Here is a 23390-nt window from a genome sequence, read left to right on the forward strand (position 1 = left end):
TTCTAGGCTACTGGTCAGGCGCCTGAATTTGCCGTGGTAAACTGGTATCACCGACGCGGGGTGGAGCAGCTCGGTAGCTCGCTGGGCTCATAACCCAGAGGTCGCAGGTTCAAATCCTGTCCCCGCAACAAAAAGAGAAAGCCCTTCCGCTTGGAAGGGCTTTCTTGTTTCTATTCGCGAGTATCGTGGAAACGTGACCAGAAGCCACTACACCCTCAACGAAGACCTCCAACTTGCCCTCCAACTGGCAGATGCAGCGGATGAGATTTCTCGCGCCAGATTCTTGGCGATGGACCTTGAGGTGAGCACCAAGCCTGACAAGACTCCCGTCACCGATGCTGACCGTGCTGTTGAGCAGGCCATTATCGACATCCTCAGCCGCGAGCGCGGCGAGGACTTCATGCTGGGTGAAGAGTTTGGCGAACAAGCAGGTTCAGTTTCTGAACACCCCACTGGAACTTCTGATCACCCCCACCGTCAATGGATTATTGATCCTATTGATGGCACCTCAAACTTTTTGCGGGGAGTTCCCGTGTGGGCAACCCTGATTTCACTTGCCATAGATGGCGTTCCTGTCATCGGCGTGGTGAGTGCTCCAGCACTGGGTAAGCGTTGGTGGGGTTCCAAAGGCAATGGCGCGTGGGTAGATGAATCGCACGATCCTCTAGCGAATGTTCCCATTCCTGAAGAACTCTCTGAATACCTCGAGCAGCCCATGGTTGCCGTTGCAGAACCACGCAAGCTGGAAGTCTCTGGCGTGAAAGATCTGGCAGATGCCAGCATCAGCTACAACTCACTCCAGCAGTGGGACCAGGCTGGCTATCTCGATGAACTCGTGGGTCTGAGCCGTAAGGTCTGGCGCACCCGTGCCTATGGTGACATGTGGTCTTACATGATGGTTGCCGAGGGCATCCTTGATGTGGCCGGTGAATTCGATCTCAAACCCTATGACATGGCAGCCCTGATGCCCATTGTGACCGAAGCTGGTGGAACCTTCACCTCAATTGAGGGTCACGGAGACATCTGGCACGGTAGTGCTTTGGCCACCAATGGTCAGCTTCACGCTGCTGTTCTTGCTGAACTAGCTCGCTAGTTTTCCTTCTGCCTTCAGGCGCGCGATTCGCACCCGTGCTGCATCCTCAGATGTGGATGAGGGCCCAAGAAGGGTTCTGAGCATCTTGAGAATGACGCCGGTCATCCAAAATGCGGGCCACCACGGCTTCTTGAGTCCCAGGATCTGTCGGTATTCCTCAGGAATACTCGCCACCGCTCCGCCAAACATGATGCGATAGAACGGCATCATGCTGCGGCGCAAGGGTGGCTTCTTGAGGAAAGCAATAGTTTCCTCCACACGCTCGTCGTGTTTGAGCACACCATCAACATTGAACTGATGCAGGGCAGCAATGAGCTCTGCTTCAGACCGAGGTGGGTTGGCAACACCTACAAGCTCGCCTGCCTTGGACCATTCATTGACGTATTGGTCAGAGCCACCGGGGATAGATTCTCCCCACGCCTGCTGGCAACCCAGGAACGCGTCTGTGAAGACAACATGAACCCAGTAGAGCAACTCTGGGTCTCCGGCCGTGTATGGCTGTTCTACGCCCTGCGCATCGATGTAGGTGCCCTTGACGCGGTCATGGAACTTGGCCACACGAGACGATTCAGATTCAGCGAGCTTGGTGTCACCAAAGGTGACCGTAATAAGCCACTGAATAGTTCCTGCCAGGCGTCCTAGCGGATCTTCTTTGTAGCGTGACCAGTCGTGCACGCCGGCCATAGCTCCAGGATGCAAAGTCTGCATCAGGAGTGCACGAATACCGGCAACCATTGTGGGCATACCACCGTGCACTGCCCAGGAAGCTGATCCTGGGCCGAAGAAGCCCACGTCATCGCCAGCTTCAATGTTCTTCACCCAGTAGGGAGTTCCTGCCGTATCCCCCGAAAAGGTTTCCAGCAGGTGTGAACGAATGCTGTCGCTAAAGCGACTCATGCGTCGAGCTTGGAGTTACTATCAAGTTTGTGCCAGGTGCGGTTGTGGTACACCAGCGGGTGAGCTGCACTGGCGTCCAGCTCTGTGCTTCCCTCCGCAGGTGACTTAGCTTCCAGCGCTTCAATCAAGAAAACGGTTGAACTTCCTGCCTTGAGCTTGTTCACGGTGCGACCACGAATCCAGGCGTGAGCTTCGGAATAGACGGTTTCACCGGTGGGGAGTTTCTCCCATGCGACATCGTCGGGGAAACGGTTTGCGCCACTGGTGGCAGCAAGTTTGGCCAAGTGCAACTGGTCAGCGCCCAGGAGATGGATAACAACAGTCTCAGACTCTGCGATGGTGGGCGTGGCAGAGGACTGTGCAGACGCAGAGAACACGAGCAATGGGGGCTCAGCACTGACAGAGAACACGCTGGTCACTGTCATCGCAACAGGACCCTTGCCAGCATCTGCGGTGACAATGGCAACACCAGCAGGGTGATTGCGGAAAGCCAGCTTGAACTCATCAGCCGAGAGCACATCAACATCGTGAGGTGGGTCGATGATGCCATCGTGAATGATGGGCATGTTCTCTGACGGCGCATTGTTTGTCATGGTTTCTCCATTGTTTCACCTTGTGCTGCACGTTAGCCTCAGAACTATGAGCCTCAACGAGATCGCACTGACCACTTTGACCGGAGAACCCACCACTTTCGGCGCTTATTCCGACAAAGTAGTGCTGGTCGTGAACGTAGCAAGCCGTTGCGGACTTTCACCGCAATACCAGCAGCTCGAAGAACTTCAGAAGAAGTATGGCTCTCGTGGCTTCACTGTGGTGGGAGTTCCTTCCAACCAGTTCCTTCAGGAGCTCAAGAACAGCGACGATATTGCCGAGTATTGCTCCACGACTTGGGGCGTCACTTTCCCCATGATGGAGAAGGCCAGTGTCAACGGCCGCAAGCGCCACCCCCTCTATGTCGAGCTGGTCAAAGCAAAAGACAGCTCAGGTAAGGCAGGCCCAGTGATGTGGAACTTCGAGAAGTTCCTTGTTCTTCCCAGCGGAGAAATCAAACGCTTCCGCCCCACCACAAAGCCAGATGATCCAGAAATCATCGCGGCCATCGAGGCAGCGCTGCCCAACTAGAACAACAAATAAGAAAGCCCCTGGTTTACATTCAGCAACCAGGGGCTTTCTTGTAGCAAAAGAGAATTACATCTTCTCTGCTTCAGGATCCTTAACGCCTTCTTCGACGATGCCCTGTGCGAGGAGAGCCAAGCGGCGCTCTTCGAGGCGACGCTCGAACTCGGTCTGACCTGCTGCGATGAATTCATCGGTCAGCGGGTAGTTGGTGGCGCGAGGCTTGCCGTTGTACTTCTCGATGTAAGCGTCGAGCTCGGGGCCGGACTCCCATGATGTGATGAGGCAGTAACGTGGCTCGTCACCCTGGTGCCATACGGCGTGCCAGAAGCGCTGAGTGTCCACAATGAGCTGTGCACCTGCAGGAAGAGGAATACGGATCTCGGTGGAGGGGTCCAGGCGGTCTTCGCGCAGAATCATCATCGAGTCGGGGTTGTCAGAGAGGTTGAAGAAACCACGCACAATCCAGCCGGTGCCATCTGGGTTCAGACGGTTGTTGTCGTCCTGGTGCATGTTGTACAGAGCGTCAGAGTACTTGTTGGGCTGAAGCTCGATAACGCGGCAACGACCAACGTTGGAGCCAGGCTCTTCAGCACGCTTGGTGAGAATAGGTGCGAGGTTTACGTTCTTCTTGACCCAAACGCCATCCTTGTCGGTGCGAGGAGGGGTGTGGTTCCAGAAACCGTTGCACTCCATCTCACCAAAGGCAGAAGCCAAAGGTGCGAAACGGGTAACACCGGAAGACTTCCAATCGACATACTCAATGTCGAGCCATTCTTTGGGGTCTGCAGCTTGGTCGTAGCTGTCAAGAACGACATAACCAGTTTCTTCAAATGCCTTGAGGCGGTTGTAGCCCATGAGGTGGGTCCCTTTCAACAACGAGCGCACACGTTTTAATACGCTCAACTGAGGGAAACGCTACCACTGGAGCGGGTTCGTAACCGGGATACTCACGGCGTTCTTATCCAATTCATTCTGGGGTGAGAACACGTGTCTACTCCGGCATACATTTTCACTTGAGAACCCATCATGTGCTGCTCTTCCAGAAGTTATAAATGAATGTGCACAACACAACTCGTGATGTCTCCCGCAGCACAACTGCCCAGAGTCATTCACTTCTCGACGACATTGTTGGAATTACAGCCTCCTCACTGCTGGCAGCCATAGGTATCTTCTTGATGGACAGTGGCCATGTGGTGACCGGCGGTATTGCCGGACTGGCTCTGCTGATTAGCTATGCCACCCCCTTTTCTTTCAGCATGGTGTGGATTGTTGCCAGCCTTCCCTTCTTGCCCTTGGCGGTGTGGAAAAAGGGCTGGAACTTCACTCTGCGGAGCTTTGTTGCGATCGTTCTGGTTTCGCTGTTTGCACAGCTCACCACCGCCAACCTTGGCCACCTCAACATTGACCCATTATTTGGCGCCGTTGCCGGCAACGTGGTTGCCAGCATTGGTGTTCTCGGGCTGTTTCGCCACCGTTCTTCCTTGGGTGGCTTCAATGTGGTGGCACTGATTGCTCAAGAGCAATATCACTGGCGAGCAGGTTATGTTCAGCTGGTTATTGACCTCGCGATAGTGGCAGGGGCGTTCTTCGTCGCCTCCCCCGTCATCGTGCTTTACTCTGCGGTGGGTGCCTTTGTTTTCAATTTCATCCTCGCCTTGAACCACCGTGAAGGCCGCTACAACGGTTAAACAAAGAATCCCGCTCGATCAAGGATCGGGCGGGAGTCTCAGAACTCGTGGCGCATGATGTGATCAACTCACTGCTGTGGTGGAGATGGGGGGAATTGAACCCCCGTCCACTGCTGAAATTGTGAGTCTTCTACGGGTGTAGCTGATTAGAGGCGTTCTACTTGGCTCCGACCTTTGTTACCAGCATCTAAGTCGACAAGCCCAGTCTGAGTTAAAGTCCCGCAGTGCCCTCAGGCATAACACTGCAGCAAGTCCCCTCAATGATGCCAGAACACGGAGCGGGGACGCCTCCGGTCTGACAGACTTCAGGCTCGCTTATGCAGCGAGGGCGAAGTCGGCGCGGTTAGATTTTGCACCTATTTTTTACAGAGGTCGTTAACGAGATATCCCTGCATCCTCGACCCGCTTCTCTCCCGCTTGCAGGCAATGTCGAATCCGATCATCCCCATGAGAGTGCGTTGTCACATCATGCGCTGTTGAGTTGTCTAAACGAGATTGCTCTCGCTCTAGCGCGTATTTCAGCGCAGTTGAAGTGTACAACGCCCAGCTGACAAGAGTTATTCCTGAAAGCCAGGAATGTTATTCACCCATGTTTTTGCGAGCCGAGATAGCGCGGTCTGATTCACGCTTATCTTGGCGCTCACGAAGCGTCTGACGCTTGTCATATTCCTTCTTGCCCTTGGCAAGTGCGAGCTCAACCTTGGCGCGGCCATCTTTGAAGTACAGGGAAAGTGGTACGAGGGTGTAGCCACCCTCCTTCACCTTGTTGTGAAGTTTGAGAATCTCTTGCTTGTGCATGAGGAGCTTGCGCTTCCGACGCGGAGCGTGGTTATTCCAGGTGCCCTGGGTGTATTCAGGGATGTGCACAGCATCCAGCCAGGCTTCGCCGCCTTCAATAAAGGCGTAGCCGTCAGTTAGTGACGCACGTCCTTGACGCAGAGACTTAACCTCTGTCCCCCACAGCACAACACCGCACTCGTAGGTGTCGATGATGTTGTAGTCGTGACGAGCTTTACGGTTGGTGGCAACAACCTTTTGACCTTGTTCTTTAGGCATTGCACACCTCCTTCAGCTTGTTGTGCGCAAACCCTTAGTTTACGCGCCTGGAGGGGCTACTAAATCTTGAGATAGCGAGTGATGGCGAAGTTTGCCGAGATAGCTGCCAGCAAGGATCCGACAACCACCAAGATTGGAACCACAATCAAAGCCTCTGAGATTCCCACGAAGGAGGTCAGTGGAATGTTGACCGCGAGGTAGCCTTGCACGAAGAAGTGCACGATACCGATGATTGCTCCGCCAGCAAGGACGGAACCCACGAGAGCAGCAAACACACCTTCAAGAATGAAGGGGGTCTGAATAAAGCGGTTAGAAGCACCGACCAAACGCATGATGCCTAGTTCTCGACGGCGTGAGAACGCCGACAAGCGAATCGTGGTGGCAATCAGCAGGACAGCAGCAATCAACATCAATCCGGCCACACCAATAGCGGTGTAACTGGCGGAGTTGAGGATAGAGAAGATCTGGTCCAGGTAGCTGCGCTGGTCAGTAACTGACTCAACACCCTTCTGGGCAGAGAGCGCCTCAACCAAAACAGCTGACTGCGAGGGGTCCTTGAGGTTGACCCAGAAGGTTTCGTTGAGCTGATCTGCCGTGACGTACTCAGCGACAGGGTTTCCCTTGAACTGCTCTTGGAAGTTCTTGAAAGCAGCTTCGTGGTCTTCGAAGTAGAACTTGTCAATGAAGGGAGCCAGAGTTGCACCAGAAAGTGCGTCATCAACAGCCTTGACTTCAGAAGCCGTTGCAGCTCCATCCAGGCAGTTCTCCCCTGCAGAGACATCTGTGCAGAGATAAACAGCAACCTGGGCCTTGTCATACCAATAGTTCTTCATCTGGCCGATCTGCATCTGAAGCAGAATTGCAGTACCCACGAATGTGAGAGAGATGAAGGTCACCAAAATGACCGAAACAACCATGGAGAAGTTACGACGCAAACCGTTCGCAACCTCTGACCAAATCAGAGAGAACCTCATCGAACAGGCCCCACATTCTGGTCATCATTACCGGTGTTCTTTGCCCGCTGCTGAGCCTGGATTCGCAAACGCTCTGTCAAAGGCAAAGAGCTCAGGTCAACCTGAGGCTTCGTCAACGGTTCGCCCTCAGCCGAGGCTGGAGATGCATCTTGGAACGCAGGCTTGTCCAAGCGTTGAACGGGACGTGAGTCGTTCATGCCGAAGAGTTCGCTCAGGTCACCGAGGTCATCGATCTCACCGGTGTCATAGGCACTGGGAATCTCAGGAACAGCGTCCATGGTGATTTCATCAACCTGCTCGAACACAGGAGTGGGAACCACGATGTCCGTTGTTTCAATGATCTGGGGCTGCTCTGATGCCGTCACGATGCCCTGCGGGCGCGTGGTTGCGGCCATGGCTGCAGCTGCCGCTGCAGTGTGGTCACCTGTTGAATTGATGGTGGCATCTGCGCCCACGATGGGCAGAGCTGCTGTGTTGCCATAACCAGATTCACGTTCGTCACGAACAATTTGGCCTGCAACGAGCTCGATCACACGCTTTTGCATGCGATCCACGAAGTCAGCAGCGTGGGTGGCCATCACGATGGTGGTTCCACCAGCGTTAATGCGCTCAAGCAGAGCCATGATGCCAGCGCTAGTGGCAGGGTCGAGGTTACCGGTGGGCTCATCAGCCAGAAGAAGAGCGGGCTTGTTCACAATGGCGCGGGCAATAGCCACGCGCTGCTGCTCACCACCTGAAAGTTCGTGAGGGTAACGCTGAGCCTTGCCAGCCAGGCCCACCATCTTGAGCACGTCAGGAACTGCTTCCTGAATGAAACCGCGAGACTTACCAATCACCTGCAAGGTGAAAGCAACGTTGTCAAAGACCGTCTTGTTGGGAAGCAGGCGGAAGTCTTGGAATACGACTCCGAGGTTGCGGCGGAAATAGGGAATCTTTCGGTTCGAGATGGAACCCAAGTCCTGGCCGAGCACGTGAATAGAACCAGAGTTCGGCTTATCTTCCTTGATCATCAGACGCAGGCAGGAAGACTTACCGGAACCGGAAGCTCCCACGAGGAAGACGAACTCTCCACGCAGAATCTCAAAATCAACGCCGTTGAGGGCGGGACGCGAGGAACCTGCGTACTTTTTAGTGACCGTACTAAAGCGAATCATGACTCATCGAGCCTATGCGGGCAGCAGCCTAAAAAGCTGAAAGGCGCGGGCGTGCCGACGAACCGATAACCTTGAAACATGCGCAAGTTCTTATTCAATGCCAGTGTTCTCGGAGCCATCTTCGGCGGCTTCTCTGCGCTGCGTGCAACCTTGCGTGGCCCACGTGACTGGCGCTTAATTCTGGTCTGGCTGGGCTGGGGAATCTCAGTCGCACTCGCTGTCGCGGATGTCGTTGCAGAGAGCAAAGAAGAAGAGCTCGAAAACGAGCAGTACGACTTCTAAACGGAGACGTCAACCATGATTTCGACCACTCTCAAGGGTGCTGATCCCCACGAGTATGACCACTCCCACCCTGACTTAGCTGGTGGCTGGCTTCGCGCTTCCGTCTTTGGCGCCATGGATGGTCTTGTTTCTAACATCGCCCTAATCGCCGGTATCGGTGCTGCCGGCGCTAATTCTCAGACAGTCGTCCTCACCGGCGCTGCAGGTCTGGTTGCCGGTGCTTTCTCGATGGCTCTGGGTGAATATGCCTCGGTGAAGACCGCAAACGAACAAGTTGACTCAGAACTCGAGATTGAACGCCAAGCACATGCTCGCAACCCTGAAGGTGAAGAGAACGAACTCGTTCTGAATTTCATTGAAATGGGCATGGCAGAAAAGACTGCTCGATTTGCTGCAGCTGAGGTTCACCAGAACTCAGAACAAGCTGCTCGCATCCACATTGCGCAAGAGCTGGGCGTCGACCCAGATTCGAAGCCTTCTCCCTGGATTGCAGCAACATCGTCATTCCTCATGTTTGCCACCGGTGCTTTCATTCCGCTCATTCCCTACGCCCTTGGCTTTGAATCTCTTGCTCTAGGTCTGGGCGTGGGTGGTGTTGGCCTTTTGGTTGCCGGCGGCATCGCGGCGCGCTTCACACGCAAGTCATGGTGGAAGAGTGCACTGCGCCAACTCTTCTTTGGCGCTATCGCAGTAACTGCAACCTACTTGGTTGGTTCACTGCTGGGAGTGGGCACCCACTAGTTTCACCGTCTACGCTGGAGCGCGTGCAGCAGGAGATTATTAACTGGTTCGAGTCCGAGGGCAGAGATCTGCCCTGGCGCCAGCCTGGCTTCACACCCTGGGGTTCACTCGTTTCCGAATTCATGCTCCAACAAACTCCGGTTGCCCGGGTTATCCCCAAACTCGAAGAGTTCTTGAACCGCTGGCCCACCCCCGCCGCGCTGGCGGCATCACCGTCTGGGGATGCTGTGCGAGCGTGGTCAAACTTGGGATATCCCCGCAGGGCACTGTGGTTACATGCCTGCGCTGTGACAATCGTAGAAAAGTTCAACGGCGAGGTTCCAAGCAACGTCGAGGATCTCCTGTCTTTGCCTGGAGTTGGCCCCTACACCGCTCGCGCCATCGCAGTCTTTGCCTACGGCGGACATGAACCTGTTGTGGACACCAACATCCGACGCGTCATTGCCCGCCACAACCAGGGCAATGCAGATCAGGGCCCACCGTCCACCACACGTGACCTTGAAGCGATGACTGCACTTCTTCCTTCACCCGAGCACTCCCCCGCCTTCAACGCCGGAATCATGGAACTCGGTGCCCTGGTGTGCACGGCACGAAACCCCAGGTGTGAAGTGTGTCCCATTGCTCGAACATGTGCGTGGAAGAACGCAGGTTATCCAGAACATGTGGGCCCGAAGAAGACCGTTCAGAAGAAATACGAAGGCAGTGACCGCCAGGCACGAGGTGCTGTCATGAAAGCGCTCCGCAACGAGCGCACCACAGTTACTGCTGCAGTTTTAGAGTCAGTTTGGGCTGATAAAGCACAGCTTGGTCGCGCCATTTCTGGGCTTCTGAAAGACGGCCTGATTGAGCTTGTCGCTGATGACAGCTATCAACTCCCGGCGTAGTGTGGGGATTCTGAACGATGAAGAACTCCGCGTAATCGCGAAGAAACGACTCAAGAAGCAAGCAGATTTCAAGCAATACCTCTGGATATGGGCTGGGGTATCTGTTCTCCTCACCGCGATCTGGTTCCTCACTTCCCCTGGTGAATATTTCTGGCCAATCTGGGCCATCTTTGGCATGGGAGTTGGTGCTCTCTTCAGTGGAATTGATGCCTATGGCAAGAACCCTCGAGTCATCACCGAAAGTGACATCGATGCCGAAGTCGCCAGGATGAAAAAGAATTCCTAAAGAAAACAGGAATGGCCCGGGAAAACCCGGGCCATTCCTGTTTAATTCTTAGTCTTCGTCAGAAGCTTCTCGAGGCTTCACATAAGGGTCTTCATCCCCTGCGTATTTCGCCTTCTTGGCAAGAGCATCGACTTCTTGATCCTGGGCTCTGGCTTTAGCCAACAAGTCATCAATCGACTTGGCGTTCTCTGGCAACGCATCGAGGATGAATTCGATAGTCGGTACCAAGCGAACAGTCAGACCACGGCCTACTTCGCCACGAATACGCCCTGTGTTCGCCTTGAGAGCAGCAGCAGTCTCTTCACGTTCTTCGTCAGAGCCATAGACGGTGTAGAAAATGGAGGCGCTTTGCAGGTCGCCCGTCATTTTGACATCGGTGATGGTGACAAAGCCCAGACGAGTGTCTTTGATGACACCGCGTTCTAGCGCTTCGGCAACGATGACCTTAATGAGTTCACCGAGCTTACGAGCTCGTGCGTGATCAACCATGATGTTCCCTTACTAGAAGTGAAGAGGGGCCCTGTTGTAAAAGTAACAACCTGACCCCTCTTGCGCACTTAGACGCGGGGCTTTTCCTTGAGTTCGATGGTCTCGATCTCATCGCCCAGCTGGATGTCGTTGTACTTACCCAGACCGATACCACATTCGAAGTCAGTCTTGACCTCAGTGGCGTCGTCCTTGAAGCGACGCAGCGACTCGATGGCCAGGCCATCGGCGATGACGATACCCTCACGGATAACGCGAGCCTTCGAGTTACGAGTAATCGTTCCGCTACGGACAATACATCCGGCAATGTTGCCGAACTTGCTGGAGCGGAAGATCTCACGGATCTCTGCAACACCGGACTGAACCTCTTCGAACTCAGGCTTGAGCATGCCCTTAAGGGAGTTCTCAATGTCCTCGAGTGCCGAGTAGATGACCGAGTAGAAGCGGATGTCGACGCCTTCACGCATGGCACGCTCACGTGCCTTGGTGTCGGGACGAACGTTGAAGCCGATGATGACTGCGTTGTCAACGGTAGCGAGGTTAACATCGCTCTCGGTAACAGCACCAACACCACGGTGGATGATGCGCAGCTGAACGCTGTCATCAACCTCGATCTTGAGAAGCGACTCTTCCAGTGCTTCAACAGCACCGGACACGTCACCCTTGATGATGAGATTGAGGGACTCAACCTTGCCATCTTCGAGTGCCTTAGTGAAGTCTTCCAGCGAGATGCGCTTGCGAGCCTTAGCCAGCTGAGCGTTACGCTGAGCAGCTTCACGCTTCTCGGCGATCTGACGAGCGGTACGGTCGTCTTCGGTAACCAGGAAGGTGTCACCTGCACGAGGCACGGTAGACAGACCCTGAACCTGAACGGGACGTGATGGAGTTGCTTCCGCAACAGCCACACCGTTCTCGTCAACCATGGCACGAACACGACCGTATGCAGTACCTGCCACGATGGCGTCTCCCACACGGAGCGTTCCGGACTCGATGAGCACGGTTGCAACAGAACCGCGTCCCTTGTCCAGACGAGCTTCAATCGCGATACCGCGAGCGTCCTTGTTGGGGTTTGCACGTAGGTCAAGACCAGCATCTGCGGTGAGGAGAACGGCGTCAAGCAGTTCTGTCACACCAAGACCGGAGAGAGCAGATACGTCAACGAACATGACGTCTCCACCGTATTCTTCGGCAACCAGGTTGTATTCGGTCAGCTGCTGACGAACCTTTGCAGGGTTCGCATCTGGCTTGTCCACCTTGTTGACGGCGACGACGATAGGAACGCCGGCTGCCTGAGCGTGGTTCAGTGCCTCAATGGTCTGAGGCATGATGCCGTCATCTGCTGCGACCACGAGGATCGCGATGTCGGTAACCTGCGCACCACGAGCACGCATGGCGGTGAACGCCTCGTGACCGGGGGTGTCAATGAAGGTGATGAGACGGTCGACGCCTTCGTGGTTGGCGTGAACTTGGTATGCACCGATGTGCTGGGTGATTCCACCAGCTTCGCCCGCAATGACGTTGGTCTTGCGGATGGCATCGAGCAAACGAGTCTTACCGTGGTCAACGTGACCCATCACGGTGACGACAGGAGGACGAATCTCGAGATCTTCATCTGTTTCATCTTCGAGCTCTTGGTCGAGGTCGATGTTGAACGCGTCGAGAAGTTCGCGGTCTTCTTCTTCAGGGGAAACGATCTGAATCTTAAAGCCGAGCTCTTCACCGAGGATCTGGAATGTGGCCTCATCGATGGACTCAGTAGCCGTTGCCATTTCACCAAGGTGGAACAGAACGGTAACCAAGTTACCGGGGGTTGCATTGATCTTGTCTGCGAAGTCCGCAATCGAAGCACCGCGGCGAAGCAGGATGACAGTGTTGCCATCACCACGAGGAACGCTTACGCCACCAAGCGAAGGTGCCTCGCGGAGTTCAAACTCTGCTCTTTTCGTTCTCTTCGACTTACGTGCCTTGGACTTTCCGCCGCCACGACCGAACGCACCAGCGGTTCCACCGCCGGGACCACGGCCACGACCTGCGCCACCGCCTGCGGGGGGACGGTTAGGACCAAATCCGGGACGTGCGGGAGCGCCTGCTCCAGCACCTGCGCCAGCTCCACCAGCACCACCGGGACGGAAACCGCCACCAGCACCACCTGGACGCTGGAAACCAGTTCCTGCGCCACCTGGGCGACCTGGGCCACCGGGACGACCAGCGCCACCGGCACCGCCGGGACGAGGCATGCCACCGGGGCGAGGAGCCATGGGGCGGGGAATGCTGCCAGGGTTAGGACCCGCGGGGCGGGTTCCCATGCCCTGTGCAGAAGCAAAGGGGTTGTTACCGGGACGTGGAGCACCCGCGGGGCGAGTACCCATGCCCTGTGCAGAAGCAAAAGGGTTGTTACCGGGGCGAGCGCCGCCAGCAGCAGCCTTAGGAGCTGCTTCGCCACCTTCTGCAGGTGCAGCTGGTGCTGCAGGAGCCTCTGCGGCAGGCGCAGGGGCTTCAGCAGGGGCCTCAGCTACTGGCTTGGGGCCAGGAGTGGGCGCTGCAGGTGCAGCGGGAGCTTCAGCAGCAGGTGCGGGAGCAGCCTTGGCAGGTGCTTTCGCAGCAGGTGCAGCTTCTCCAGCAGGAACAGGCTTCATGCCTTCTGCTTCAAGAGCGTTACGCAGCTTGCGCGCTACGGGAGGCTCAATTGTTGACGATGGTCCCTTAACGAACTCACCGAGATCTTTAAGCTTGGCTAGAGCAAGCTTGCTGTCGATGCCGTATTCGGCAGCAACTTCGTGTACGCGTGGTTTGGCAGCCACAATTCTCCTGTCTTAGGGCCTGAGCCCTGTTAAAACAGGACCAGACCATTACTTACGGACGGAACTCATTTCGAGCCGCTCATTAGTTGTCCATTAGCCGTTCAGCCTTTGTGTGATGGTTTCAGTGTTAGTAATGTCTGCGCGAAGTGCTCGCCCGAAAGCTCGGCGCTTCACTGCTTCATTGCAACACTCTGGTGTGGGGTGTAGCCACGCACCTCGACCTTGCGCTGAACCGGAAATATCCGCTTCAACACAGCCATCAACGTTGATAACCCGCACCAAAGCGGACTTATCTGAGCGCTGACGGCAGCCGATGCACGTCCTTACAGGTTCCATGATACCCCAGCAACGCTGTGGCGGGGGTTCCCGCCGTGCGGTGCTGCTTAGTCTTCGTCCATAACGGAGTCAGGCTGGATGTCGATCTTGGCACCGGTGAGCTTGGCAGCAAGGCGTGCGTTCTGGCCTTCCTTACCGATTGCCAGCGAAAGCTGGTAGTCGGGAACGAGGGCACGAACAGCCTTGGTAGCTGCATCGAGAACGAATGCGTCCGACACCTTGGCAGGTGAGAGAGCGTTCGAGACGAAGGTGGGAAGGTCGGTGGAGAAGTCAACGATGTCGATCTTTTCCTCGTTGAGCTCCTCGGTCACGGCGCGAACGCGGCGTCCGAGCTCACCAATGCAGGCACCCTTAGCGTTGATCGCAGGGTCAGTTGCCTTAACCGCAATCTTGGTGCGGTGGCCTGCTTCGCGGGCCAGAGCAACAATCTCAACCAGGCCGCTCTGAATTTCAGGAACTTCCATCGTGAAGAGCTTGCGTACGAGCTGAGGGTGGGTGCGGGAAACAGTGACCTGTGGGCCCTTGGTTCCGCGGGTCACACTAGTGACATAGACGCGAATACGGTTTCCGTGCGAGTAGTCCTCGGAAGGAACCTGCTCTTCAGGAGGCATGACTGCCTCAACAGTGCCGAGGTCAATGAAGACCATCTTGGGGTTCTGGCCCTGCTGGATCACACCAGAAACGATGTCACCCTCGCGGCCCTTGAATTCACCAATAACTGCTTCGTCAGCAATGTCTCGCAGGCGCTGATTGATGACCTGCTTCGCTGCGAATGCTGCGATGCGGCCGAAGTCGTCAGGAGTTGCAACGGATTCACCGATGAGCACGCCTTCCTCGTCCTTCTCAGGAACGAAGATGGTGACGATGCCGGTCTTGCGGTCAAGCTCAACGCGAGCTTCAGGAAGCTCAGGAGCAATGCGTGGTGCACGAGGAGTGTCGGTGTCTGCAGAACCTGCACCACCACCGAGACCGGTAGCGCTCTTAGGGTTCTTCACTGGTGCAACGCGAGGCTCAGCCTGAACCATGTGCTTTTGGTAGGCGGTGAGGATGGCCTGTTCGATGATTTCTACTAACTCATCGAAGGGAATACCTTTTTCGGTTTCCATGAGCTTGAGAACTCTGAGATCGATGTCCACTGTGGGCCTCCTCTATTCGCACCTGTAATCCCACGCCTCCCGGCGCAGCACTCTAAGGTTACCCGACCTGCGGGCATGATGGAACCGCGCTCCCCCAACGGGAACGTGGCAATGAATTCTTGTTATTACTTGAGGTGCGTGAGCACGTCTGCAACGGGAACGCTGGTGCGCTCGTTGCTGCGACGATCCCACAGCTCAACAACGCCGTCGGCAAGACCCTTACCCACGATGACGATGGTGGGAACACCAATCAGCTCAGCGTCACCAAACTTCACCCCAGGAGAAACCTTGGGGCGGTCGTCATAGAGAACCTCGTAGCGAGCATCTTCAAGCTCGGCCACGATCTTCTCGGCAGCTTCGAATACCTCATCGTCCTTGCCAGTGGCAATGACGTGGATGTCGAAGGGTGAGACGTTTGCAGGCCAAATCAGGCCCTTCTCGTCGTTGTTGGTCTCAGCGATGACAGCAAGGATGCGTGTCACACCAATGCCATAAGAACCCATGGTGACGGTGACGAGCTTGCCGTTTTCATCCAGAACCTTGAGCCCCAGAGCTTCGGCATACTTGCGCCCCAGCTGGAAAACGTGACCGATTTCCATACCGCGAGCAATCTCAACAGGACCAGAACCGTCTGGTGCTGGATCTCCTGCGCGAACATCAGATGCTTCAACAACCCCGTCCGCGATGAAATCGCGACCTGCAACAACATCGAGCACGTGCTTCTGGTCAACGTTGGCGCCGGTTACCCAAGCACTGCCATCAACCACGCGAGGGTCAACGAAGTAGCGGATCTTGGAGGTTCCTTCAGAACCCAGAACAGCACCCTTTTCTGACCAAGGACCGATATAACCCTTGACCAGGGTCTTGTTCTTGGCGAAGTCTTCTTCTGTTGCTGCTTCAACAGCTGCAGGTGAGAAGGCGACCTCAACACGTGCCAACTCAACATCACGATCGCCTGGGAGGCCAATTGAGATCAGCTCACGGGTGCCATCGAGGTGAGTCAACGCCAACACAACGTTCTTGAGGGTGTCAGCAGCGGTCCACTGGCGACCATCTGCACGAGGCTCGGTTGCGTTCAGGTGAGCAACCAAGGAATCGATGGTGGGAGTGTTCGGTGAATCAAACACGCGAGCCGCAGGCTGACCTTCAATAGGAATCGAGGCAGGAACAACCGTGGTGAAGGCTTCGATGTTGGCGGTGTAACCACCAGCTGAGCGCACGAAGGAGTCCTCACCAACTTCGGTGGGGTGCAAGAACTCTTCTGAGCGTGAACCACCCATTGCACCGGCATCTGCCTTCACAATGACGTAGTCGAGACCCAGACGGGTAAAGATGCGCTCATAGGCATCACGCTGCGCCTGGTAGCTGTTAGCGAGTCCCTCATCTGAAATGTCGAAGGAGTAGGCGTCCTTCATGGTGAATTCACGGCCGCGCAGGAGACCTGCGCGAGGGCGAGCCTCATCGCGGTACTTGTCCTGGATTTGATACAAGCACACAGGCAAGTCTTTGTATGAGTTGTAAAGGTCCTTCACCAGAAGGGTGAAGACCTCTTCGTGGGTGGGAGCAAGCAGGTAGTCCGCATCCTTGCGGTCCTTGAGACGGAAGATGCCATCCCCATATTCAGTCCAGCGACCGGTAACTTCGTAGGGTTCCTTGGGCAGCAGTGCAGGGAAGTGAACTTCCTGAGCACCGGCAGCTGTCATCTCTTCGCGGATGATTTTCTCAACCTTGGCTTTCACTCGCAGACCCAGCGGCAGCCAGGCAAAGACTCCAGGAGCTTGGCGGCGAATGTAGCCGGCACGAAGCAGCAGCTTGTGGCTGGTTACTTCTGCTTCAGCAGGATCTTCGCGCAGAGTACGGAGAAATAGGTGTGAAAGACGTGTAGGCACGTCTCAATCTTAAGCCGTGGCGGCTGCCTTGGTGCGCCAGCCGAGCGCGAGCACGGCGATAACAACAAAAAGCACGAGAGTAATGGTCCACACATTCAGCAGCCCATAACCCACAGCCGCAAGCACGAGACCCGCCAATGCACCGCCACCCGCACCCGCCAGGCTCATCACAGTGTCTGAGAAGCCTTGAACTGTGGTTCGGTCTTGTGGAGCGACTGATTCGGTGAGTAAAGCACTAGAGGCGACCGTTGCGGCAGACCAACCCAGCCCAAGCAGAATGAGGGCAAATGTGACCGCAGCTAGCGAGTCTGGTGCAGCAAAGTTGACCAACAACGAGGCAAGCAAGATTGCTTGTCCCAGCAGGATTACTGGCTTACGACCTATGCGGTCCGCCATCCATCCAAAGACAGGTGACAGCGCATACATTCCGGCTGTGTGCAATGAAATCGTGAGGCCAATGAGAGGAATCACTACACCGTGCAAGGCAAGGTGAACCGGCGTCATGGCCATGACTGCCACCATCGTGGCGTGGCTCATCGCAAGTGCAAAGACAGCAACGGCGGCAGCTGGGGTTTCGGCAAGGATGCGAACAGCAGCACCGAATCCTCGGCGCGGAGCGATCTGCACTCCTCCTTCAGCAGCTGCACGTTCACGAGCTAACAACAATGGGTCTGGACGAAGAGCTGTGAGGAAGAGTATCGCTGAGAAGAGTTGAGCAATGGCTGCAATAGCAAATGCTCCAGTCAGCGGGGGTAGTCCTAGTTCTTCGCCCAGCAGGTCCCCTGGGCCCACCAAGTTCGGACCAGCAACAACACCGATTGTTGTGGCCCAGACCACGAGCGAGAGATCCCGTGCACGCGTTTCTGGTTTTGCTAGGTCAGCAGCGGCGAAGCGGGTTTGTAGATTCACTGCACCACCTGCGCCGAGTGTGAGCATGCTCGCGAGCAATAGAGGCAGGTTGTTGAGGGAGGCAGCAACAATCACCATGATTGCTCCGACAAGACCGATAGCGCCGCCTGTTGCCAGGGCGTAGCGACGCCCCACGCGGCCTGCCAAGCGAGCAAGAGGAATAGCGAAGAGCGCTGTGCCCAGTGTGGACATGGTTGCGGAGAGTCCCGCAGAGGCAGGGGAACCGCCAACTTCAGCCGTCAGGAGAGAGCCAAGAGAGAACGCGGCACCCATGCCCAAGCCACCCAGGACCTGACCGGTTGCAAGGATGCGCAGAGAGCGCTTCTGAATAGCTCCGTAGTCGACTGTGGTCACGTCTAGAGGCTATACCCCAGGGGGTTTATTTGAAGCGACTGAAAACCACAATTCCGATGCCAATGAGCACCAGGAAGAAAATAGCCGAAAAGATGAATGGCCCTGTGAAGATAGCTTCCATTAGGGGGTGATGACCTGAACGGTGCCCACTTCGCTGGCGGGCATCTCTACTGCCAAGCGGTTTGCTTCCTCGATCAGAGTTGCCACAATTTCGCTCTCAGGAACGGTCTTCACGACTTCACCCTTGACGAAGATCTGGCCCTTGCCGTTACCAGAGGCAACACCGAGGTCAGCATCACGTGCTTCACCAGGTCCGTTCACAACGCAACCCATCACAGCAACGCGCAATGGAACGGTCATTCCTTCAAGACCTTCGGTCACATCATTAGCCAACTTGTATACGTCAACCTGCGCACGGCCACAGCTGGGGCATGACACGATCTCAAGCTTGCGCTCACGGAGGTTGAGCGACTGCAGAATCTGCAAACCAACCTTGACCTCTTCAGCTGGTGGTGCAGAGAGGGAAACACGGATGGTGTCACCGATGCCCTCGCCCAGAAGAATTCCAAAGGCGGTAGCCGACTTGATAGTTCCCTGGAATGCAGGACCTGCTTCGGTTACACCCAGGTGAAGTGGCCAGTCACCGCGCTCAGCGAGCTGGCGGTAGGCCTTGACCATGACGATGGGGTCGTTGTGCTTGACCGAAATCTTGAAGTCGTGGAAGTCGTGTTCTTCAAACAAGCTTGCTTCCCAGACGGCGCTCTCTACAAGTGCCTCAGGAGTTGCCTTGCCGTACTTCTCTAGCAAACGTGGGTCAAGCGATCCCGCGTTCACCCCAATACGAATGCTGACGCCTGCTTCTTTGGCGCGGCGAGCAATCTCGCCGACCTGGTCATCAAACTTACGAATGTTGCCTGGGTTCACTCGAACTGCAGCACAGCCTGCATCAATCGCGGCATAAACATAGTTGGGCTGGAAGTGAATATCAGCGATAACCGGAATCTGGCTCTTCTTGGCAATGATCGGAAGGGCTTCGGCATCGTCACGGCTAGGGACAGCAACACGCACAATGTCACAACCGGATGCAGTCAACTCAGCAATCTGCTGCAGGGTGGCATTGATGTTGGTGGTGGGCGTGGTGCACATGGACTGCACACTGACCTGAGCGTCACCGCCGACCAGCACCTTGCCTACCTTGATCTGGCGCGATTTACGGCGAGGAGCAAGGACTTCAGGGGTCTTGGGCATTCCCAAATTCACGGCTGGCACGAGGTTTAGCTTACGCGTCTCTGCTGAAGATGTTTAGCCAAAAATGCTGACAGGTTTGAAGATGTCTGCATACAGCAACAGTGCGCTCATCGAGCCCAGCAGAAGCACAACCAACAGGGTGAGTGGCATTAGCTTTGCTGTATCAAAGGGACCTGGGTCGGGACGTCCTCGCCACTTTGCAATCTTGCGACGGGCACCCTCATAGAGGGCACCTGCAATGTGGCCGCCATCAAGCGGGAGCAGTGGCACCATGTTGAAGACAAAGAGTGCGATATTCAGCGATGCCAAGATGCCAATCAGAGTGGCACCCTTGGAAACGGGATCAACAAGGTTCGTGCTGGCTACTTCCCCAGCAACACGACCCACACCCACAATTCCGATGGGTCCATTGACGTCACGCTTACCTTCACCAAATGCCACGTTCGACACATCCACCATGCGCTGAGGCAGGTGCAGGATCATGTTGGTCACGCCCGAGATGTTCTCTCCCATGAGCGGGAACACCGCAGTAATGGGCTGTGAAGCAAGGGCGTAAGTAGGGGCAATGCCGATAAAGCCCACTTCTTGGTTGATGGGGTTGCCTGCAGCGTCGAGGATTGGCTTGCCTTCGGCATCAACCAGAGAACGCGTAGCAAGAACGGGTGTAATGGTCAGATTCTTTTCGACACCGTTTCTGTCAACCACGATGGAAAGAGGCTTTCCGGCTGAGGCACGAATAGCGTCGGTACCGTCATTCCAGTTCGAGACTTTCTCACCGTCAATAGACACAATGGTGTCGCCTGCCAGCAGTCCTCCGGTTACACCTGGGCCTTCAACGGTGACATCACTGCAATCTGCGGGAACGCCCTCAAGCGTGACGCATTGGGTGACCGATGCCACGGAAGTAGTGGGTTGGGGTTGGCCAATTCCCACAAGCAAGATGGCGAACAACACAAAAGCCAAAACCAAGTTCATGAATGGTCCGCCGACCATGATGATGATGCGCTTCCAGACGGGCAAGTTATAGAAAGCACGAGTTTTGTCGAGATCAACCATCGACTCATCGCTGGCCTGACGGGCATCTTGAACGAGCTTGCCGAAGAGACGGCGAACACGATTCTTCGATTCGGTTGGCTCATCTCCCGGAGGGAACATCCCTGCCATCGAGATGTAGCCGCCGAGCGGGATAGCTTTCACGCCGTACTCGGTTTCTCCCACTTTCTTAGAGAACAAGGTTGGACCAAAGCCGATCATGTATTGACCAACACGCACGCCGAAGATTTTTGCAGGCACCAAGTGCCCGATTTCGTGCAGACCAATAGAGACCGCGAGACCCACCACAAAGATAACGACGCCGAGTACGTAAAGCCAGAAAGTATCCATTAGAAAAAGATTAACCTGACCGTCTGACAATCAACCGAGAAACGGTTAGCCACCAATAACTTCATCCGCACGTCGACGAGCCCAACTCTCAGCATCCAGGACTGCTTCTCGTGAGAGTGCACCTGATGCCGGTGTGTGTTCGTCCACCACACGCTGAATCGTGGTGAGGATGTCGAGGTAGCCGATTTTGCCTGCATGGAATGCCATCACGGCCTGTTCATTGGCCGCATTGAACACTGCCGGGAAGGTAGATCCCGCGGTACCAACCTGCTTTGCCAGCCATATGGCAGGGAAAGCTTCCTCATCGAGAGGTTCGAAAGTCCAACTCTGTGCCTTTGTCCAATCCAAAGGTTCCCCCACGCCCGCAACGCGGTGAGGCCAGTCCAAGCCCAACGAGATAGGAAGACGCATGTCAGGCGGTGACGCCTGAGCGATGGTGGAACCATCCACGAACTCCACCATCGAGTGTACGATGGACTGCGGGTGCACTGTCACATCAATTCGATCGAATGGAATGTTGAACAACAAGTGAGCTTCGATGACTTCCAAGCCTTTATTGACCAGCGTTGAAGAATTTGTCGTGACTACGAGCCCCATGTCCCAGGTGGGGTGCGCGAGCGCTTCTTGTGGTGTGACATTCACGAGAGATTCACGGCTACGACCACGGAATGGTCCACCGGAGGCAGTCAGAACAAGCCTGCGCACTTCGGCATGGGTTCCAGAAAACAGGGCCTGTGCGATGGCAGAGTGCTCAGAGTCAACCGGCACAATCTGACCTGGCTTGGCCAGATCAGTGACCAACGTACCGCCGACAATCAAGCTCTCTTTATTCGCCAAGGCGAGAGTTTTTCCTGTTTCTAGTGCAGCAAGAGTCGGGCCAAGTCCAACAGAGCCAGTAATTCCGTTGAGTACAACGTCGGCGCCGACAGAGCGAACGAGTTGTTCTGCTTCAACATGTCCGATTGCAATATGGCTCACGCCGAACTCTGTTGCCTGCTCGTGCAGAACCTCGCGGTTACTTCCCACGGACAGACCGACAACCTCAAAACGATCACGGTTCTCGCGAATGACATCCAGCGCCTGGGTTCCGATGGAACCAGACGAGCCAAGAATGAGAACGCGACGCATAACAGCCATCTTTCCACTGTTCAGCTCTAGCTATGTCGTTCGGATGCGAACTAATATGGAGAGGATTGCTAACTCTGCGAAAAATCACGAATTTTTCCTACCCAACACTCACTTTCCTCAGAGCCGAGGAAGTTAGGATTGCACTATGTCAAACACCTCTGCCCCCGCATCAGTTGCAGTAACTCAGGAACGTAAGGTTGTCACCGCGATTCCTGGTCCCAAGTCACAGGAAATGCACAAACGACGCGCTGAGGTAGTTCCTCCCGGCGTTGGTGCAGCCCTCCCCGTCTACATCGAGAACGCCTACGGCTCCATCGTTCAGGATGTTGACGGCAACCAGTTCATCGACTTCGCAACCGGCATCGGCGTCACCACCATTGGCCACGCCAACGATGCAGTTGTTGCTGCTGTTTCTGAAGCAGCTGCTCACTTCACCCACGTCTGCTTCACCGTGACCCCCTACGAGGGCTATGTCAAGGTTGCTGAGCTTCTTGCCAAGCACACCCCCGGCAACCACGCCAAGCGCACCATGCTGTGCAACTCGGGTGCTGAGGCTGTAGAGAACGCTGTGAAGATTGCCCGAAAGTACACCCGCAAGAACGGTGTTGCTGTTCTGGATCACGCGTATCACGGTCGTACCAACCTGACCATGAGCATGAACTTCAAGAACGCTCCCTACGCAACAGGTTTCGGCCCCACTGCTCCCTCGATTTTCCGTGCACCAAGCTCTTACCCTTACCGCGACGGTCTGTCCGGCGCCGAGGCAGCCAAGCGCACCATCACGTACCTCGAGAAGATTGTCGGCGCAGAAGACCTCGCTGTTGTCTTCGCTGAGCCCATTCAGGGTGAAGGTGGATTCATCGTTCCTGCAGATGGTTACCTTCCCGCCATCCAGGAATGGTGCACCAAGAACAACGTCGTCTTCGTAGCCGACGAAGTTCAAGCAGGTATGGCTCGTACCGGTGCTTACTTCGCGTCTGAAGGTTTTGGTTTCGTTCCTGACCTCGTTACCATCGCCAAGGGCGTCGGTGGCGGAATGCCTATCGCTGCCGTAACAGGTCGCGCCGAGATCATGGACGCGTCTCACCCTGGTGGCCTTGGTGGCACCTTCGGTGGTAACCCTGTTTCCTGCGCTGCAGCAATTGCGATCTTCAGCGAAATCGAGAAGGACAACCTGCTCGACGAAGCTAAGCGCGTGGAGAAGACCCTCGGTGGTGGCCTCAAGAAGCTGCAGGACAAGTACCCCATCATTGGTGAAGTACGCGGTAAGGGCGCCATGCTCGCTATTGAGCTGGTCCACCCCGGCACCAAGGATCCCTATGCAGAAGCAGTTACCAAGATTGTGGCCTTCGGTGCACAGCACGGTCTGCTCCTGCTCTCGGCTGGAACCTACGGAAACGTTCTGCGCTTCCTGCCTTCGGTCAAGACCAGCGATGCCCTCCTCGAAGACGCACTGAGCGTTCTTGACGAGGCATTTGCCACTCTCTAACAAGTAGATTATGAGGGGTCACCGCGTCTAACGCAGTGGCCCCTCTTTTCTTGTAAT

23 protein-coding genes, 1 tRNA gene and 1 other RNA gene are annotated in these 23390 nt (G+C 55.6%); 9 read left to right on the plus strand and 16 right to left on the minus strand.

Annotated features, from left to right (window positions below; genetic code table 11):
- Positions 1–54: 54 nt before the first annotated feature.
- Both M2118_RS05520 and M2118_RS05525 read left to right on the plus strand, forming a co-directional pair.
- Positions 55–128 (plus strand) — tRNA-Met (locus M2118_RS05520).
- A gap of 65 nt (positions 129–193) precedes the next feature.
- On the plus strand, positions 194–1093 hold the full coding sequence (locus M2118_RS05525; RefSeq protein WP_280794937.1) for an inositol monophosphatase family protein: 900 nt from the start codon (positions 194–196) through the stop codon (positions 1091–1093).
- Here M2118_RS05525 and M2118_RS05530 read toward each other — a convergent pair.
- Both M2118_RS05530 and M2118_RS05535 read right to left on the minus strand, forming a co-directional pair.
- On the minus strand, positions 1082–1990 hold the full coding sequence (locus M2118_RS05530) for an oxygenase MpaB family protein (protein ID WP_280794938.1): 909 nt from the start codon (positions 1988–1990) through the stop codon (positions 1082–1084). The genes M2118_RS05525 and M2118_RS05530 overlap by 12 nt on opposite strands.
- A complete protein-coding gene (locus tag M2118_RS05535; protein ID WP_280794939.1) occupies positions 1987–2583 on the minus strand; it encodes a flavin reductase family protein in 597 nt (198 codons plus the stop codon). Before M2118_RS05535 ends, M2118_RS05530 begins: the two co-directional genes overlap by 4 nt.
- A 46-nt stretch (positions 2584–2629) precedes the next feature.
- On the opposite strand from M2118_RS05535, the gene M2118_RS05540 reads away from it, so the two are divergent.
- A complete protein-coding gene (locus M2118_RS05540) occupies positions 2630–3112 on the plus strand; it encodes a glutathione peroxidase (protein ID WP_280794940.1) in 483 nt (160 codons plus the stop codon).
- 66 nt (positions 3113–3178) lie between these two features.
- Here the strand turns inward: M2118_RS05540 and M2118_RS05545 are convergent, their stop codons facing one another.
- Positions 3179–3964 carry a hypothetical protein gene (locus tag M2118_RS05545; protein WP_280794941.1) on the minus strand — a complete coding sequence of 262 codons (786 nt, stop codon included), beginning with the start codon at positions 3962–3964 and terminating at the stop codon, positions 3179–3181.
- A gap of 197 nt (positions 3965–4161) precedes the next feature.
- Between M2118_RS05545 and M2118_RS05550 the strand changes: the two genes are divergently transcribed.
- Positions 4162–4797: a YitT family protein gene (locus M2118_RS05550; protein WP_280794942.1), complete on the plus strand. Its 636-nt coding sequence runs from the start codon at positions 4162–4164 to the stop codon at positions 4795–4797.
- Between the two features lie 77 nt (positions 4798–4874).
- Here the strand turns inward: M2118_RS05550 and ssrA are convergent.
- The 4 genes from ssrA to ftsE all read right to left on the minus strand — a co-directional run bounded on the left by ssrA (position 4875) and on the right by ftsE (position 7981).
- Positions 4875–5244: a transfer-messenger RNA gene (ssrA, locus tag M2118_RS05555) on the minus strand.
- 132 nt (positions 5245–5376) lie between these two features.
- Positions 5377–5853 carry an SsrA-binding protein SmpB gene (gene smpB, locus M2118_RS05560; protein ID WP_280794943.1) on the minus strand — a complete coding sequence of 159 codons (477 nt, stop codon included), beginning with the start codon at positions 5851–5853 and terminating at the stop codon, positions 5377–5379.
- A gap of 59 nt (positions 5854–5912) precedes the next feature.
- Positions 5913–6827: a permease-like cell division protein FtsX gene (ftsX, locus tag M2118_RS05565; protein ID WP_280794944.1), complete on the minus strand. Its 915-nt coding sequence runs from the start codon at positions 6825–6827 to the stop codon at positions 5913–5915.
- Positions 6824–7981 (minus strand): cell division ATP-binding protein FtsE, encoded by a 1158-nt coding sequence (gene ftsE / locus M2118_RS05570; RefSeq protein ID WP_280794945.1) that lies wholly within the window; start codon positions 7979–7981, stop codon positions 6824–6826. Before ftsE ends, ftsX begins: the two co-directional genes overlap by 4 nt.
- Positions 7982–8059: 78 nt before the next feature.
- On the opposite strand from ftsE, the gene M2118_RS05575 reads away from it, so the two are divergent.
- From M2118_RS05575 to M2118_RS05590, 4 genes are read left to right on the plus strand one after another with little or no spacing between them, the layout of a single operon-like run.
- Positions 8060–8263: a hypothetical protein gene (locus tag M2118_RS05575; RefSeq protein WP_280794946.1), complete on the plus strand. Its 204-nt coding sequence runs from the start codon at positions 8060–8062 to the stop codon at positions 8261–8263.
- Between the two features lie 15 nt (positions 8264–8278).
- On the plus strand, positions 8279–9004 hold the full coding sequence (locus tag M2118_RS05580; protein WP_280794947.1) for a VIT1/CCC1 transporter family protein: 726 nt from the start codon (positions 8279–8281) through the stop codon (positions 9002–9004).
- A gap of 23 nt (positions 9005–9027) precedes the next feature.
- Positions 9028–9888, plus strand: coding sequence for an A/G-specific adenine glycosylase (locus M2118_RS05585; RefSeq protein WP_280794948.1), 861 nt, complete (start codon positions 9028–9030; stop codon positions 9886–9888).
- Entirely contained in the window at positions 9863–10174 is a 312-nt protein-coding gene (locus M2118_RS05590; protein WP_280794949.1) for a 2TM domain-containing protein, read from the plus strand. Before M2118_RS05585 ends, M2118_RS05590 begins: the two co-directional genes overlap by 26 nt.
- A 48-nt stretch (positions 10175–10222) precedes the next feature.
- On the opposite strand, the gene rbfA is transcribed toward M2118_RS05590, so the two are convergent.
- The 9 genes from rbfA to dxr form a co-directional block, all read right to left on the minus strand.
- On the minus strand, positions 10223–10663 hold the full coding sequence (rbfA, locus tag M2118_RS05595) for a 30S ribosome-binding factor RbfA (protein ID WP_280794950.1): 441 nt from the start codon (positions 10661–10663) through the stop codon (positions 10223–10225).
- 68 nt (positions 10664–10731) lie between these two features.
- Positions 10732–13461, minus strand: a complete 2730-nt coding sequence (gene infB, locus M2118_RS05600) for a translation initiation factor IF-2 (RefSeq protein ID WP_280794951.1) — start codon at positions 13459–13461, stop codon at positions 10732–10734.
- Positions 13462–13554: 93 nt separating this feature from the next.
- A complete protein-coding gene (locus M2118_RS05605; RefSeq protein ID WP_280794952.1) occupies positions 13555–13797 on the minus strand; it encodes a YlxR family protein in 243 nt (80 codons plus the stop codon).
- A 47-nt stretch (positions 13798–13844) separates the two neighbouring features.
- Complete coding sequence (gene nusA / locus M2118_RS05610) at positions 13845–14933, minus strand: transcription termination factor NusA (RefSeq protein WP_280794953.1); 1089 nt, start codon at positions 14931–14933, stop codon at positions 13845–13847.
- 125 nt (positions 14934–15058) lie between these two features.
- On the minus strand, positions 15059–16822 hold the full coding sequence (locus M2118_RS05615) for a proline--tRNA ligase (protein ID WP_280794954.1): 1764 nt from the start codon (positions 16820–16822) through the stop codon (positions 15059–15061).
- Positions 16823–16831: 9 nt separating this feature from the next.
- Entirely contained in the window at positions 16832–18085 is a 1254-nt protein-coding gene (locus M2118_RS05620) for an MFS transporter (protein WP_280794955.1), read from the minus strand.
- 120 nt (positions 18086–18205) lie between these two features.
- Complete coding sequence (ispG, locus tag M2118_RS05625; RefSeq protein ID WP_280795032.1) at positions 18206–19333, minus strand: flavodoxin-dependent (E)-4-hydroxy-3-methylbut-2-enyl-diphosphate synthase; 1128 nt, start codon at positions 19331–19333, stop codon at positions 18206–18208.
- Between the two features lie 54 nt (positions 19334–19387).
- On the minus strand, positions 19388–20716 hold the full coding sequence (locus M2118_RS05630) for a M50 family metallopeptidase (protein WP_280794956.1): 1329 nt from the start codon (positions 20714–20716) through the stop codon (positions 19388–19390).
- Positions 20717–20761: 45 nt separating this feature from the next.
- Positions 20762–21844: a 1-deoxy-D-xylulose-5-phosphate reductoisomerase gene (dxr, locus tag M2118_RS05635; RefSeq protein WP_280795033.1), complete on the minus strand. Its 1083-nt coding sequence runs from the start codon at positions 21842–21844 to the stop codon at positions 20762–20764.
- A gap of 145 nt (positions 21845–21989) precedes the next feature.
- Between dxr and gabT the strand changes: the two genes are divergently transcribed.
- Positions 21990–23333: a 4-aminobutyrate--2-oxoglutarate transaminase gene (gene gabT / locus M2118_RS05640; protein ID WP_280794957.1), complete on the plus strand. Its 1344-nt coding sequence runs from the start codon at positions 21990–21992 to the stop codon at positions 23331–23333.
- Positions 23334–23390 lie beyond the last annotated feature (57 nt).

This window comes from Aurantimicrobium minutum (assembly GCF_029892845.1).
Taxonomy (GTDB): Bacteria; Actinomycetota; Actinomycetes; order Actinomycetales; family Microbacteriaceae; genus Aurantimicrobium; species Aurantimicrobium minutum_B.